The sequence below is a fragment of the Gemella morbillorum genome, from assembly GCF_900476045.1.
Lineage (GTDB): Bacteria > Bacillota > Bacilli > Staphylococcales > Gemellaceae > Gemella > Gemella morbillorum.
The window spans coordinates 1,026,619-1,042,575 of sequence record NZ_LS483440.1 but is presented as its reverse complement, the minus strand read 5'-3'; the positions used below and the strand labels follow the sequence as shown (position 1 = coordinate 1,042,575).

The window sequence follows — 15,957 nt, the reverse complement described above, 5'->3', positions numbered from 1 at the left end:
TTTAGATTTAATTTTGCAATTAAATCTGAATTCTATTTTTCTTAAAAATTTCTAAAAAGATTTCAAAAATTCTGAAAAATCTATTTATTATATTTTTATAAAATGTTATAATTAAGAAAAATTATAAGGAAAAGGAATGTTTAATTTATGAAGAAAATAGAAACTAAATTAGCTCAGTTGGGTAATAGAAAAGATAATGTAACGGGAGCGATCGTTACTCCAATTTATTTATCTACAGCTTATGCACATCCTGGATTAGGAGAAAGTACAGGTTATGATTATACAAGAACAAAAAATCCTACCCGTACTATTTTAGAGGAGGGGCTTTGCGAACTTGAAGAAGGATGTTGCGCTGTTGCTACAAGTTCTGGAATGAGCGCTATTCAATTAGTTTTTGAACTTTTTGATTTGAGTAGTGAATTTCTAGTATCACGAGATTTATATGGTGGTAGCTTTAGATATTTTGATGAATTGGAGCGTAAAGGTGCCCAAAAATTTATTTATTTCACTGATGAAGAGGATTTGAAAAATAAAATAACTGATAAAACAGAGGCGATTTATGTAGAAACACCAACTAATCCTTTAATGCAGGAAGTGAATATAGAACAAGTAGCAAAAATCGCAAAGCAGAAAGGGGCGCTGTTAATAGTTGATAATACACTGTTAACACCATTAAGACAAAAACCTTTAATTTTGGGTGCGGATATTGTTATTCATTCAGCTACAAAATACTTAACTGGGCATAATGATATATTAGCTGGAGCTGTAATTACAAATAACGAAAAAATTGGCGAAAGATTATTATGGCTTTCAAATACAACAGGTGCGGTGTTGTCTTCATTTGATAGTTGGTTGTTTATTAGAAGTTTAAAGACTTTACCATTACGCTTTAGTAAACAAGAAAACAATGCAATCAAATTAGCTGAGGAATTAGAAAAACATCCAAATGTTAAAGAAGTATTATATCCTAAAAGAGGAGCTATGCTAAGTTTCAGACTAAATGATGAGACAAAAATTGATAAGTTTTTACGTTCTCTTAAAGTAGCGACATTCGCTGAAAGTTTGGGAGGAGTTGAGACTTTTGTTACATATCCAACAACACAAACTCATTTTGATATACCAGAAGAGTTACGTTTATCATATGGTTTAACACCAGACTTGTTAAGAGTTTCTGTAGGAATAGAAGATATTGATGATTTGTTAGAAGATTTTTTAAGAGCTTTAGAGGTTTAGGGGGAGTTGAATAATGAGTATAGTAGAAGAATTTGTAAAAAACTATTATGTAGAAAGAAGAAATACTAATAGTCTAAAATGGGATGCATTAGAAGAGAGGTTTGGAGATGAAAATCTGCTAGCTTTATGGGTTGCAGATATGGAATTTAAAACGCCAGAATGCATTAGAGAAGATTTAAATAAAAGGATTGAACATGGAGTCTTTGGCTATACGAAACTCCCAGAAAGTTACTATGATGCTTATAAAAAATGGCATAAAAATAGGTATGATTATGAAGTGAATAAGGATTGGATTAGATTTGCACCAGGTATTGTACAAGCAATATTATGGGTGATTCATGCTTATACTAAAGAAAATGAAGCTATTATAATAATGCCCCCAGTTTATTATCCTTTTGCTAATTCTATACGAAATAGTAAGCGAAAATTGGTTGAATCGCCGTTAGTAGAAAAAGATGGTACTTTTAAAATTGATTTTGAAAAATTTGAAAATGAAATTGCTAATAACGATGTGAAATTATACATTCATTGCTCACCGCATAATCCAGTAGGGAGGGTTTGGACACTAGAAGAACAAAAACGAGTATTTGAAATCTGTGAGAAGCATAATGTTCTTGTGCTATCTGATGAAATTCATCAAGATTTCACCTATGATAAAAATAAACAAATTTCTGCACTTTCATTGGAAAATGGAAAGTATAATAGTAGATTAATAGTTGCTAATTCTGGTTCTAAAACTTTTAATTTAGCCTCATTAGTACATGCGACACTTTTAATCCCAGATAGTAAAATTCGTGAACAATTTGATAAATATAGTAAAAAAAACTTAGGAGCGGAGCCGAGTTTATTAGGACAAATAGCACTTGAAGCGGGATATAGAGAGGGGGATAATTGGTTAAATGGATTAAAAGAAACAGTTATTTTCAATTATAATTTATTACATGATACATTAGCACAGAAGGTTCCTGAAATTATAGTATATCCGTTAGAAGGAACATATTTAGCATTTGTTAATATTGAGAAAGTTTTAAATGGAAAAACAACAAAGCAATTTATACAAGATGAGTGTGGATTAGCAATAGATTTTGGTCACTGGTTTGGGGAAGGCTATAACAATTATATTAGAATTAATCTTGCTACAAGTCCAGATAATATGAAAGAGGCTGTTTCAAGGATTGTTGAAAACTGTAAATAAGTATGATGAAACATTAATAAAAAAACTACTCAGTTTACTGAGTAGTTTTTTTATTATTTAGCTAGGTTTGATTTGTATCTAGCAGCTGCATTTTTGTGAATTAAATTAGTTTTAGCAGCTTTATCGATTTTTTTGTAAGCAAGGTTTACTAACTCTGCAGCGTTAGCAGCACCTTCAGATTTAGCTAATTTAGCTTTTTTAATAGCTGTACGCATTTCAGACTTTTTAGCTGTGTTAGCTGCGTTAGTTTTAGCATCTTTTCTTACACTCAATACTGATGATTTAATGTTTGGCATTCGATTCACCTCCTGATTACTAGTGATATTACTAAGAAATATTAATTAATATTCTTAATTACAATGAATTAAGTGTTGTTAAATACAACTACCTCATTTTAACATAATGAAAATGTAAATGCAAGGTGTTTTTTTAATTTTTTATATTGGATTAGCAAAATTCACTAAAAATTAATATTTTTATTGACATTAGATTTAAGAATATGATAGTATATAAGACGTTGATATTTAATTTTACATGAGTAAGGTTATTTGTCTTCTGACTTTATTATAAATAAAAGATGTTTGAGAGATCCATCTATAAAAAAAACTGCGAACGCTGATTTCTCATATCAGTGTTTTTTTGTTCTCTTAAACAAGATAAGGAGATATATAATGAGAAATAATACAGTTAAAGTTTTAACTATTCAAGCATTATTAGCTGCAATCTACGTTGTATTAACAGTTGCTATTGCTCCATTTTCATACGGAGCAATTCAATTTCGCATAAGTGAGTCTTTATCACAATTAGTAGTATTTAGCAAAAAGTATTGGTTCCCAATTGCTCTTGGGGTAGCGATTGCTAATATTTTCAGCCCCTTAGGAATTGTTGATGTGTTTTTTGGAACACTAGGAACAGGTCTTGCACTTGCAATTAGTATTTTTGTTTTTAAATTTATAAAAAACAGAATAGTAAGGCACGTCATTAACATTATTTTATATTTAATTATTTGCATGCCAATAATTGCATATGAGATAACAATATTTAGTGGTGAAAATTCTGCAAGAGTTCCATTCGATTTTGGAGCATTTACTACGATTTATGGCTCATTGCTATTATCGCAAGTGATTGTTATGGTTATTGGTATTGTAATTACAGAAGCGCTAAATAAAGCAGTGGATTTAAAGAAAGTTTTTGAAGCCTAATTAAATTGTCTTCAATATAATATTATAGAAGAAATCAATCCTAAATTTTAAGGATTGGTTTTTCTTTTTTCTCTTGACTATAACGTATTGTAATAGTTTATAATGATATTATCACAAGTAGATAAATACAAAATTGGGAGAGGAAAATGAAAATTAATGAAGTTGCCTAAGTAAGTGGGGTTAGTTCTAGGACTTTGCATTATTATGATGAAATTGGTTTGCTAAAACCAGCAAAACTAGAAAATGGGTATAGAGTCTATACAGCAAATGATTTAGATAAGTTGCAACAAATACTATTTTATAAATTTTTAGGTTTTAAATTAAGTAAGATTGCTGAAATTTTAAATAATAAAAGTAATCATCTCGAAATTTTAGAAGAACAACGTCAATTAATATTAAAGGAAAAAAGTCGTTACGAGCAAATATTAAATACAATAGAAGAATACAATAAAAAGTCATAAAGGAGAAGGAAATATGTTAATTGAAGAAAAATTCTCTGGTTTTAAACTAGAGGATGTAAAAAAATATGAGCAATCTGTAAAAGAAAAATATGGAGAAGAAGTAATAGAAGAAGCTAAAGAACGTCAAAAAGGAAAAGAAGATATTGTTAATGAAAAATTTAATAGTGTTTTCCGAGAACTTGCTGAATGTAAAAAATTAGGATTAGAGCATTTTGATGAAAAAGTCCAGAATCAAGTTGATAGATTGTATGATTATTTTCGAAAATATGGATTTGATTGCACAATAGAGGTATTTTCTTATATCGGGAAAGGCTATTCGGCTGATCTTGAATTTAAAAATAATATTGATAAATTTGGTGAGGGGGTCGCTGAGTATATAAGTGAAGCAATAGAGTATTATGTTAATAGACATAAATAATGTTATTATTTAAAACAATACCAATAAAAAATAAAAAAAACTATTGACAAAAAAAGAAATATATACTAAAATATATAAGTCAGTTGAAAATGTACCGTAGACAGTAGGGGGAGAAATCCTTAATTAGCCTACCGAGGACAAAATTCGAAAAGAAGCTTATGTGCCTTTTTGTATGTTCTCGCATGCAAAAAGGTTTTTTATTGGTACTGAAATTGATAAATCTACTTAGGAGGAAGTTCAATGTCTAAAGCTATTGAGAGAAAACAAGAGTTAGTAAATCAAATCGCAGAAGAAATTAAAGCAAGTTCTTCAGTTGTTATTGCTGACTACCGTGGTTTAAACGTTGCGGAAGTAACAGAATTACGTAACAACATGCGTAACGAAGGTTTAACTTTTAAAGTTTATAAAAACTCATTAGTTCGTCGTGCGATGGAGCAAGCAGGAATTGAAGGATTAGAAGAAGTTCTAACTGGACCAAATGCTTTTGCTTTTTCAACAGACGATGCTGTAGCTCCTGCTAGAGTTTTAAACGATTTCGCTAAAGAACACGAAAACTTAGAACTAAAAGCTGGTGTTATAGAAGGAAAAGTTGCAGATCAAGCTGAAATTAAAGCTATCGCTACATTACCAAGTCGCGAAGGATTACTTTCAATGTTACTATCTGTATTAACAGCGCCAATGCGCAACACTGCTTTAGCTGTTAAAGCTGTAGCAGACCAAAAAGCTGAACAAGAAGCTTAATAAATAAAAATCATAAAGAAATATAATTTAAAATCGGAGGAAATTTATAATGACTAAAGAACAAATTTTAGACGCTATCAAAGAAATGTCAGTTTTAGAATTAAACGACTTAGTAAAAGCAATTGAAGAAGAATTCGGAGTAACTGCTGCTGCACCTGTAGCTGTAGTTGGTGGAGCTGCTGCTGGAGCTGCTGAAGAAAAAACTGAATTTGACGTAGTATTAGCATCTGCTGGTGAGTCAAAAATCAAAGTAATCAAAGTTGTTCGTGAAATCACTGGAGACGGACTAAAAGAAGCTAAAGAAAAAGTAGACGGAGCGCCTGCAACAATTAAAGAAGGTGTTTCTAAAGAAGAAGCTGAAGAAATCAAAGCTAAATTAGAAGAAGTTGGAGCTTCTGTAGAAGTTAAATAATTTCTAATCTAAGTAGATAAAAAGATAGATGTAAATAAACACTAATATTCTATTTGAGAATATTTGATACGATGATAATAACAAAAAATAGTATATCTCAAGTGTCTAACTGGGGATATACTATTTTTCTTCTATTATAAGAGGTGTCTTTATTATGGAACATTATTATACAAATAATCCGACAACAAAAAGTTGTGAACAAATTATAAGCTCTAAAATATTCGGAGAAAATTTTAAATTTTATACTGATAATGGAGTTTTTTCGAAAGATGGAGTTGATTTTGGGACTAAGGTGTTATTAGAAAATTTTAGTAGTCAAAAAGAAGTTGCTAATGTAGCAGATATAGGCTGTGGATATGGAGTTATATCAATAGTCTTAGCTAAGCAAAATCCAGGTTATAGTTTTACTATGGTTGACGTTAATAACAGAAGTCTTGTATTAACTAAAAAAAATATTGAACTTAATAGAATTGAAAATAAAGTAGAAATAATTGAAAGTAGTTCTTTTGATAATGTAAAAGGTGACTTTGATATAGTATTAACAAATCCACCTATAAGAGCAGGGAAAAAAATTGTCCATCAAATAATGATAGATAGTTTTAATCATCTTAGTGAGTCAGGAGAACTATGGGTTGTTATTCAGAAAAAACAGGGGATGGCAAGTTGTAAAAAACTTCTTGAAGAAACTTTTTCTTCTGTGGAAGTTATCACAAAAAACAAAGGATACTATATTTTGAAAGCCTCAAAATAATTGACAACTTGCTATAACTATGATAAAATGATAAATTGCAAGTAATTCTATTTTCTAGTAAATGGAATTACAAAAATTATATAAGTAATTAAGAGAAAATAGTATATTTTCTTTTTAGTTTTATAAGAGAAAAGCTGAGAGGTGACACAGTTGCAAAAAGTTAAATTTGGTAAGCACAGACAAAGACGTAGCTATGCTAGAATATCAGAGGTAATTGATTTACCGGACTTAATTGAGATTCAGACATTATCTTATGAAAAATTTTTAGAAACTGGTATAAAAGAAGTTTTTAGAGATGTTTCACCAATTGAAGGTAATAATGATAAATTAAGCTTAGAATTCATTGATTATAAATTAGGAACTCCTAAATACAGTGTTGATGAATCTAAGGAACGTGATGCTACATATTCAGCACCTTTAAGAGTGCGAGTACGTTTGATTAATAAAGAACGTGACGAAATTAAAGAACAAGAAGTATTTATGGGTGAGTTACCATTGATGACAGAAACTGGAACGTTTATTATCAATGGAGCAGAGCGTGTAATTGTATCTCAATTAGTGCGTTCACCTTCTGTTTACTTTACAGAAGACGATAAATTAAAAATTAAAAATATTCCTAATGCTTATAAAACAACTGTTATTCCTAACAGGGGTGCTTGGTTAGAGTTTGAGAAAGATATAAAAGGTCTAGCATACGCTCGTATAGATAGAACTAGAAAAATACCTTTGACAACGCTTATTAGAGCACTAGGTTTTGAATCTGATGAAGCAATAGTTAAATTGTTTGGTGAGGATACAGAACTTCTAAATACTTTGGAAAAAGATGAAAACTTAGACACAGGAACAGCATTAAAAGTTATTTACGATAAACTACGTCCAGGAGAGCCTGCAAACGTAGAGACAGCGAAAGCTACATTACACGGTCGTTTCTTTGACCCAAGAAGATACGATTTAGCTAAAGTAGGGCGCTATAAATTAAATAATAAACTTCATGTTGGAGAAAGATTAGAAAACCAAATTCTAGTAGAACCAATCGTTGATACAGAAACAGGTGAAATTTTAGTAGAAAAAGGAACTAAATTAACTCGTGAAATTATTGATGGTATCTATGAGGAACTGGGAACTACTGCTAACGTTGTAGAGTTTGATATGAATGAATCATTAGATGGGACTGATAGTTTGAAATTACAACTTTTCAAAGTTGTAAATCAAGTTAAAGTTGGTAATGAGTTTAACATAGATGAACTTACTAATGATCAAATCCTTCATGTTATCGGTAATGGTGCACCAAACAAAGATATATTAACATTAACAATCGCAGATATCGTTGCAAGTATCAACTACTATTTATTATTAATAAGAAATAGAAGAAACAGTGATGGTTTCGAGTATGAATTAATTGGTCGCGTTGATGATATTGACCACCTTGGTAATCGTCGTCTTCGTTGTATTGGAGAATTATTACAAAATCAAATTCGTGTTGGTATTTCTCGTATGGAGCGTGTTGTACGTGAGCGTATGAGTATTCAAGATACTAATGAAATTACACCTCAACAATTGATTAATGTTCGCCCAGTAACGGCAATTATTAAAGAATTCTTTGGAAGTTCTCAACTTTCACAATTCATGGACCAAACTAACCCATTAAGTGAGCTTACTCACAAACGCCGTTTATCAGCGCTTGGGCCTGGTGGTTTAACGAGAGAACGTGCAGGAATGGAAGTGCGTGACGTTCACTATTCACACTATGGTCGTATGTGTCCAATTGAAACGCCAGAGGGTCCTAATATCGGATTGATTAACTCACTGTCATCATTTGCCCGTATTAATGAATTTGGATTTATAATGACTCCATATAGAAAAGTAGAAGTTGATAAAGATGGGCGTCCATATGTAACAGAAAATGTTCAGTATTTAACAGCTGATCAAGAAGATAAATACGTAGTAGCACAATCAAATTCAAATATAGATAAGAATGGATATTTCTTAGACGATGAAGTAGTTTGTCGTTTTAGAGGAGACAACACAGTTAAACCAAAAGAAATGATGAATTATATGGATGTTTCTCCAAAACAAGTAGTATCAGCTGCAACAGCATGTATACCCTTCTTAGAAAATGACGACTCTAACCGTGCGCTAATGGGAGCGAACATGCAACGTCAAGCAGTGCCTTTAATGTTAACAGAGGCACCATTTGTTGGAACAGGAATGGAGCATCTTGCAGCACGAGACTCGGGAGCTGCAGTAATTGCTAAGTATCCTGGTATTGTAGAGTATGTAGACGGAGCTAAAATTAAAGTTCGTCGAATTGAAACTTTAGATGGAAAAGAAATACAAGGTGATTTAGATACTTATGTAGTTCATAAATTTGTTCGTTCTAACCATAGTACATCATACAATCAAAAACCAATTGTAAAAGTTGGTGATAGAGTAGAACCTAAAGATATTCTTGCTGATGGTCCTTCTATGGATAAAGGTGAATTAGCCTTAGGTAAAAACTTAGTTGTAGCATTCGTAAACTGGGATGGATATAACTATGAGGATGCTGTTATTATGAGTGAACGTCTTGTAAAAGATGATGTTTATACTTCTATTCACGTGGAAGAATATGAAACAGATGCGCGAGATACAAAATTAGGACCAGAAGAAATTACAAGAGAAATTCCTAATGTAGGGGAAAACGCATTAAGAAATCTTGATGCACGTGGTATTATTCGTATTGGTGCTGAAGTTAAAGACGGAGATATCTTAGTTGGGAAAGTAACTCCAAAAGGATTAACTGAACAGACTCCAGAAGAAAAATTATTATATGCCATTTTTGGTGCGAAGTCTAAAGAAGTACGTGATACTTCATTACGTGTACCACACGGAGCAGACGGAGTAGTAGCAGATGTTAAAATTTTCAAACGTGAAGACGGAGCAGAATTAGCTAACGGCGTAAATGAACTTGTTCGAGTATTTATCGTTCAAAAACGTAAGATTCGTGTTGGGGATAAAATGGCCGGTCGTCATGGTAACAAAGGGGTTATCTCTAATATCTTACCTGAAGAAGACATGCCATATTTACCAGATGGAACACCTGTAGATGTTATGTTAAACCCACTAGGGGTACCATCTCGTATGAATATTGGACAAGTATTAGAGCTTCACTTAGGAATGGCTGCTAAACAGTTGGGTATTCATGTTGCTACTCCAGTATTTGACGGGGCTAATGATGATGATGTTTGGGCAACTATCGCAGAAGCAGGAATGGCTAAAGATGCCAAGACTGTTCTTTATGATGGACGTACAGGTGAACCATTTGACAGCCGTGTATCTGTTGGTGTAATGTACATGATTAAACTTGCACACATGGTTGATGATAAACTTCACGCACGTTCAATTGGACCATACTCATTAGTTACTCAACAACCATTAGGTGGTAAAGCACAATTTGGTGGACAAAGATTTGGTGAGATGGAGGTATGGGCATTAGAAGCTTATGGGGCTGCTTATACTCTTCAAGAAATTTTAACATACAAATCAGATGATACTAACGGTCGAGTGAAAACATATGAAGCTATCGTTAAAGGTGAAAATATTCCAAGACCTGGAGTGCCTGAATCATTCCGTGTTCTTATGAAAGAACTACAAGCTTTAGGTATGGACTTTAGAGTAATGGATAAAGATGATAACGAAGTGGATATGGGTGATATTGATTTAGGAGATACTATAGAATATCATGGTTCTCATGAGAATAAAGAAAACGATAAGGAAAATGATGTGCAAGAAGAATCAAAAGCTGAAAGCGATGAGACTTCAGGTTATGAAAATTTAGCTAACTTATTATTATCAGATATAGATGAGTATGATGATGTAGAAGAAGATAGTGAGCCAAGCGAAGAATCTTCAGGTTATGCGGCTTTAGCTGATATATTACTATCAGATATAGATGAATATGCCGATGTAGAAGATACTGATGAAGAATAATATGAATTTTACAATTAATCACAAAGAACTATTCAAGGCTATTATACAAAAAAATAAAGGAGGTATGCTCCTTGATAGACGTAAATAATTTTGCATATATGAAAATTAGTTTAGCTTCTCCTGAAAAGATTAGAAGTTGGTCTTATGGAGAGGTTAAAAAACCAGAAACTATAAACTATAGAACTTTAAAACCAGAAAATGATGGGCTATTCTGTGAAAGAATATTTGGTCCTACAAAAGACTGGGAATGTGCTTGTGGAAAGTATAAGAGAGTAAGATATAAAAATATAAAATGTGATAAATGTGGTGTAGATGTTACTTTGGCAAAAGTACGTCGTGAAAGAATGGGGCACTTAGAGTTAGCTGCCCCAGTCAGCCATATTTGGTATTTTAAAGGTATTCCAAGTAGAATGGGACTATTATTAGACCTTAGTCCAAGACAACTTGAAGAAGTTATCTATTTTGCTTCTTATATCGTAATTGATCCAGGCGAAACTGACTTTATGAAGAAACAAATTGTTTCTGAACGTGAAGTTCGTGAAGCGCGTAGCACTTTTGGAGCTAACTCATTCGTAGCAAAAATGGGAGCGGAAGCAATCCATGACCTGTTAACTGAGTTAGATATCGAAAAAGAACTAAAAGACTTAAAAAATGAACTTAAAGAATTAAGTGAAAGTAATTATAAATCAGGACAAAAAGTTGTTAAAATTATTAAACGTGTGGAAGTATTTGAAGCATTCAAAAATTCTGGGAATAAACCGGAATGGATGATCATGACAGTACTACCAGTTATTCCACCAGAACTTAGACCAATGGTTCAATTAGATGGTGGTAGATTTGCAACAAGTGATCTTAATGATTTATACAGACGTGTAATTAACCGTAATAATCGTTTGAAAAAACTTATTGAGCTTAAAGCTCCGGGATTAATTGTACAAAATGAAAAACGCATGTTACAAGAAGCAGTTGATGCTTTAATTGATAACGGACGTCGTGGTCGTCCAGTAACAGGGCCAGGTAATAGAACACTTAAATCATTATCTAATATGTTAAAAGGTAAACATGGGCGTTTCCGTCAAAACTTATTAGGTAAACGTGTTGACTACTCTGGGCGTTCTGTAATAGTAGTTGGTCCAAACTTAAAAATGTACCAATGTGGATTACCAAAAGAAATGGCGCTTGAATTATTTAAACCATTTGTAATGCGTGAATTAGTTAAACGCGAATTAGCAAACAACATTAAAAATGCAAAAAATCAAATCGAAAAAATGGAAGATCATGTTTGGGATATTCTAGAAGATATTATAAAAGAGCACCCAGTACTACTTAACCGTGCTCCGACTCTTCACAGACTTGGTATCCAAGCGTTTGAACCAATTTTAGTTGAAGGACGTGCAATTCGTCTTCACCCTCTTGTTACAACAGCATTCAACGCTGACTTTGATGGTGACCAAATGGCCGTACACGTACCTTTATCAAAAGAAGCACAAGCAGAAGCGCGTATGTTAATGTTAGCAGCTCAAAACATTCTTAACCCTAAAGATGGGAAACCAGTTGTTACACCGTCTCAGGATATGGTACTTGGTAACTATTACCTAACACTAGAAAGACCAGGTGCAGTTGGGGAAGGTATGATTTTTAAAGATGCGGATGAAGCAAGAATGGCATATCAAAATGGATATATCCACTTGCATACACGTGTAGGTATTATGGCTAAGTCATTTGAAAATCCTACATTCACAGAAGAACAAAATAAAAAATTACTTATTACAACTATTGGTAAAGTAATTTTCAACGATATTCTTCCTGAAGGATTCCCATATTTAAATGAACCTACTAAAGAAAACTTAGAAACTGCAACACCAGATAAATACTTTGTAGCTCCATCTGAACTAACAGAAAGTGGCTTAAAAGGGTATATTGAAGAAAAAGAACCTGTAACACCATTCAAAAAAGGTTTCTTATCAAAAATTATCTCTGAAATATTTAATAGATTCCACATTACTGAAACATCAATGATGTTAGACAGAATGAAAGATTTAGGATTTAAATATTCTTCAAGAGCTGGTATTACAGTAGGGGTTAGTGACGTATTCGTCCTGCCTAACAAATATGAAATATTAGCTGAATCACAAGAAAATGTTGATAAGATTACTAATCTGTTTAGACGTGGATTATTAACAGAAGAGGAGCGATATCAAAACGTTATTGCACAATGGGCAAAAGCAAAAGATATCATTCAAGATCAACTTATGGACTCTCTTCCAGCTACAAACCCAATTTATATGATGAGTGATTCTGGAGCACGTGGTAATGCATCAAACTTTACACAGCTTGCCGGAATGCGTGGATTGATGGCTTCACCATCAGGGCGTATTATGGAAATGCCAGTTCGTTCATCATTTAAAGAAGGATTAACAGTATTAGAATACTTTATTTCTTCACACGGAGCACGTAAAGGTCTTGCAGATACAGCTCTTAAAACAGCCGATTCAGGGTACTTAACTCGTCGTCTAGTTGATGTTGCACAAGATGTTATCGTTCGTGAAAATGACTGTGGAACTTCTCGTGGTTTACGTGTAACAGCACTGAAAAATGGTACAGATGAAATCGAGAGCTTACAAGAACGTCTTGAAGGTAGATACAGTAAAGAAACTGTTGTTCATCCAGAAACAGGTAAAGTACTTGTTGAAGATGGAGAATTAATTACATTAGATACTGCAAAAGCAATCGAGGCAGCAGGTGTTGAAAGTGTTGTCATCCGTTCAGCATTCACATGTAATAGCCGTCACGGTGTTTGTGAAAAATGTTATGGTAAAAACTTAGCAACAGGTGAAAAAGTTGAAGTTGGAGAAGCAGTAGGTACTATTGCAGCTCAATCAATTGGAGAACCTGGTACACAGCTTACAATGCGTACATTCCATACAGGAGGGGTTGCTGGTGCCGATATTACCCAAGGGTTACCTCGTATTCAAGAGTTATTTGAAGCACGTAATCCAAAAGGTAAGGCACTAATCTCAGAAGTTGATGGAACAGTTACTAAAGTAGAAGTAGATACTAACCATGTTCGTAGAATCTATGTTCTAAGTGAAATTGGTGAAGAAAGAGAATACCAAGACTATGGTGCAAGCCGTATGTTAGTAAAACAAGATGATAAGGTTAAACGTGGACAAGCATTAACGGAAGGTTCTATTGAACCAAAAGAATTATTAGCTATTGCAGGGCTAGAAGCTGTACAAAGTTATTTATTAACTGAGGTACAAAAAGTTTACCGTATGCAAGGGGTAGAAATCAGTGACAAGCACGTAGAGGTTATGGTTCGTCAAATGTTAAGAAAAGTACGCGTAATCAATGCGGGAGATACTGATTTACTTCCAGGTTCACTAGTAGATATTCACAAATTTACTGATGAGAACAAACGAATCCTTGAAAAACGTGGGAATATGGCTACAGCTAAACCAGTTATTCTAGGTATTACAAAAGCATCTCTTGAAACAGAAAGCTTCTTATCAGCGGCGTCATTCCAAGAAACAACACGTGTTCTTACAGATGCAGCAGTCAAAGGAAAAGTTGATAAACTTATGGGGCTTAAAGAGAATGTTATTATAGGTAAACTGATTCCAGCAGGAACAGGTATGACTAGATATAATAATATTGATATAGAATCAGAAGAAGATTTAAATAAGCCAATTGAAGAAGAATTACATGAAGAATTAGATGCAATTTAGCAAAAAAATGTAGAGTCAATAGAAATATATCAAAAAATGATATATTTCTATTGACAAAACTAGAAAATAAATGTAAAATGAATAATGTTGAATACAAAAGTAGAAGCACCCGTTTCTCACCTGCCAATTTTGATTGTTCAGGTCTATGTAGATGAAATGTAGAATTTTATGCTGGGTGTTTTGCACCCAGTTTTTTTAGTACTTTTAGTATTTAATGAATTTATAAATAGGAGGTGCTGATCATTAGTAAAGATACTGCACAAGTAAATGAAGGTATTAAAGCGAAAGAGTTTCTTTTAATTAGTCAAAATGGAGAACAATTAGGAGTTAAAACAAAAGCAGAAGCAATGCAGATAGCAGAGCGTCTGAGTTTGGATGTAGTCTTAGTAGCTCCAAATGCTAAAACACCTGTTGCGAAAATTATGAATTATGGTAAATTCAAATTTGAACAACAAAAGAAAGAAAAAGAAGCACGTAAGAAACAAAAAATCGTGACAACAAAAGAGATAAGATTATCTCCAACGATTGAAAAACATGATTTTGAAACTAAGTTGAAAAATGCACGTAAATTCTTAGCAAAAGAAGACAAAGTTAAAGTTTCTATTCGTTTTAAAGGGAGAGCAATCACCCATAAAGAAATTGGACAGAAAGTTTTAGAGAACTTTTCTAACGAAGCTAGCGATATAGCTACTGTCGAACAAAAGCCTAAAATGGAAGGTCGCAGTATGTTCTTAGTTCTAGCACCAAAAAAAGAGAAATAAAGGTTTAATATAGGAGGAATTTGATAATGCCAAAAATGAAATCTCACCGTGGTTTAGCAAAACGTGTGAAAAAAACAGCTAACGGTAAATTAAAACGTAGCCGTGCTTATACTTCTCACTGGTTTTCAAGAAAAACTACTAAACAAAAACGTCACTTACGTAAAGCTTCATTAGTATCTCGTGGTGATTACAAACGTATTAGAACTTTATTAGTTAAATAATATTAAAGAAGATTAATTATAGCGTAAATACTTATTTAAGTTATACATAAGGAGGAATTTGATATGCCACGTGTTAAAGGTGGAACTGTGACTCGTCGTCGCCGTAAAAAAGTTTTAAAACTAGCTAAAGGATATTTTGGTTCAAAACATACATTATTCAAAGTTGCTAAGCAACAAGTTATGAAATCTGGTATGTATGCGTTTAGAGACCGTCGTCAAACTAAACGTAATTTCAGAAGATTATGGATCGTTCGTATTAATGCAGCTGCAAGATTAAATGGATTATCTTACAGTCGTCTAATGAACGGACTTAAAGTTGCTGGTATCGATATTAACAGAAAAATGTTATCAGAAATCGCTATCCACGATGCAGCAGCATTCACAAGTATTTGTGAACAAGCTAAAGCAGCTTTAGCTAAATAATTAATTTAAAGCTAACTACATAATTGTGTAGTTGGCTTTTTTTATAGTTTATTTTAATATAGGTAGAAGAAGACTAATATAAATATAAAATTTAGTGTTAAACGCTAATATATTTGTGTGTTAAGAGTGAATAACTTACAATATATGACAAAAATTTCAAGAACAAATATATAATATAAAATCCCCTTAAAAAATACTACTCTTTAATAACTAAATATTTAAATAAATTATTAAAATGTAATTAAAAATATAATATATTTATTTAAAAAATTCATAGTAATAATAGATTGACAAAACATGCTCTTTTCTCAATAGACAATATATCTAAAGTATTATTTCTATTGTCAGTTTCTTGAAAAAAAAGCTGTTTTCTGATATAATTATAAGGTATAAAATATATTTATATACATAAAGTTTCATTTCAAATCAATTTGGAGGTGTA

General features: G+C 32.5%; 14 protein-coding genes and 2 other annotated features. Of the genes, 13 read left to right on the top strand and 1 reads right to left on the bottom strand.

Annotated elements, in window-relative coordinates; translation table 11 throughout:
- Positions 1–147 precede the first annotated feature (147 nt).
- Together DQN46_RS05100 and DQN46_RS05095 are read left to right on the top strand one after the other, a co-directional pair.
- Positions 148–1,233 carry a PLP-dependent transferase gene (locus DQN46_RS05100; protein WP_004631698.1) on the top strand — a complete coding sequence of 362 codons (1,086 nt, stop codon included), beginning with the start codon at positions 148–150 and terminating at the stop codon, positions 1,231–1,233.
- 13 nt (positions 1,234–1,246) lie between these two features.
- Positions 1,247–2,428 carry a MalY/PatB family protein gene (locus DQN46_RS05095; protein ID WP_004631700.1) on the top strand — a complete coding sequence of 394 codons (1,182 nt, stop codon included), beginning with the start codon at positions 1,247–1,249 and terminating at the stop codon, positions 2,426–2,428.
- 53 nt (positions 2,429–2,481) lie between these two features.
- Here the strand turns inward: DQN46_RS05095 and rpsT are convergent, their stop codons facing one another.
- Positions 2,482–2,724 (bottom strand): 30S ribosomal protein S20, encoded by a 243-nt coding sequence (gene rpsT / locus DQN46_RS05090; RefSeq protein ID WP_004631701.1) that lies wholly within the window; start codon positions 2,722–2,724, stop codon positions 2,482–2,484.
- A gap of 375 nt (positions 2,725–3,099) precedes the next feature.
- On the opposite strand from rpsT, the gene DQN46_RS05085 reads away from it, so the two are divergent.
- The 11 genes from DQN46_RS05085 to rplT all read left to right on the top strand — a co-directional run bounded on the left by DQN46_RS05085 (position 3,100) and on the right by rplT (position 15,515).
- Positions 3,100–3,630: a QueT transporter family protein gene (locus tag DQN46_RS05085; protein WP_111743240.1), complete on the top strand. Its 531-nt coding sequence runs from the start codon at positions 3,100–3,102 to the stop codon at positions 3,628–3,630.
- Positions 3,631–3,824: 194 nt separating this feature from the next.
- Complete coding sequence (locus DQN46_RS08755) at positions 3,825–4,091, top strand: MerR family transcriptional regulator (protein ID WP_224207399.1); 267 nt, start codon at positions 3,825–3,827, stop codon at positions 4,089–4,091.
- 13 nt (positions 4,092–4,104) lie between these two features.
- Entirely contained in the window at positions 4,105–4,509 is a 405-nt protein-coding gene (locus DQN46_RS08750) for a TipAS antibiotic-recognition domain-containing protein (RefSeq protein WP_004631705.1), read from the top strand.
- A gap of 76 nt (positions 4,510–4,585) precedes the next feature.
- Positions 4,586–4,717 (top strand) — a sequence feature (ribosomal protein L10 leader region).
- 32 nt (positions 4,718–4,749) lie between these two features.
- Positions 4,750–5,250 (top strand): 50S ribosomal protein L10, encoded by a 501-nt coding sequence (rplJ, locus tag DQN46_RS05075; RefSeq protein WP_004631707.1) that lies wholly within the window; start codon positions 4,750–4,752, stop codon positions 5,248–5,250.
- 49 nt (positions 5,251–5,299) lie between these two features.
- Positions 5,300–5,662, top strand: coding sequence for a 50S ribosomal protein L7/L12 (gene rplL, locus DQN46_RS05070; protein ID WP_004631709.1), 363 nt, complete (start codon positions 5,300–5,302; stop codon positions 5,660–5,662).
- A 154-nt stretch (positions 5,663–5,816) separates the two neighbouring features.
- Positions 5,817–6,413, top strand: a complete 597-nt coding sequence (locus DQN46_RS05065; RefSeq protein ID WP_004631711.1) for a class I SAM-dependent methyltransferase — start codon at positions 5,817–5,819, stop codon at positions 6,411–6,413.
- Between the two features lie 141 nt (positions 6,414–6,554).
- A complete protein-coding gene (gene rpoB, locus DQN46_RS05060; protein WP_224207398.1) occupies positions 6,555–10,382 on the top strand; it encodes a DNA-directed RNA polymerase subunit beta in 3,828 nt (1,275 codons plus the stop codon).
- A gap of 71 nt (positions 10,383–10,453) precedes the next feature.
- Complete coding sequence (gene rpoC / locus DQN46_RS05055; RefSeq protein WP_111743238.1) at positions 10,454–14,110, top strand: DNA-directed RNA polymerase subunit beta'; 3,657 nt, start codon at positions 10,454–10,456, stop codon at positions 14,108–14,110.
- 91 nt (positions 14,111–14,201) lie between these two features.
- Positions 14,202–14,314: a sequence feature (ribosomal protein L20 leader region), on the top strand.
- 29 nt (positions 14,315–14,343) lie between these two features.
- On the top strand, positions 14,344–14,871 hold the full coding sequence (infC, locus tag DQN46_RS05050) for a translation initiation factor IF-3 (RefSeq protein WP_004631721.1): 528 nt from the start codon (positions 14,344–14,346) through the stop codon (positions 14,869–14,871).
- A gap of 26 nt (positions 14,872–14,897) precedes the next feature.
- Positions 14,898–15,092 (top strand): 50S ribosomal protein L35, encoded by a 195-nt coding sequence (gene rpmI, locus DQN46_RS05045; protein ID WP_004631723.1) that lies wholly within the window; start codon positions 14,898–14,900, stop codon positions 15,090–15,092.
- Positions 15,093–15,155: 63 nt separating this feature from the next.
- Positions 15,156–15,515, top strand: a complete 360-nt coding sequence (rplT, locus tag DQN46_RS05040) for a 50S ribosomal protein L20 (protein WP_003144917.1) — start codon at positions 15,156–15,158, stop codon at positions 15,513–15,515.
- Positions 15,516–15,957 lie beyond the last annotated feature (442 nt).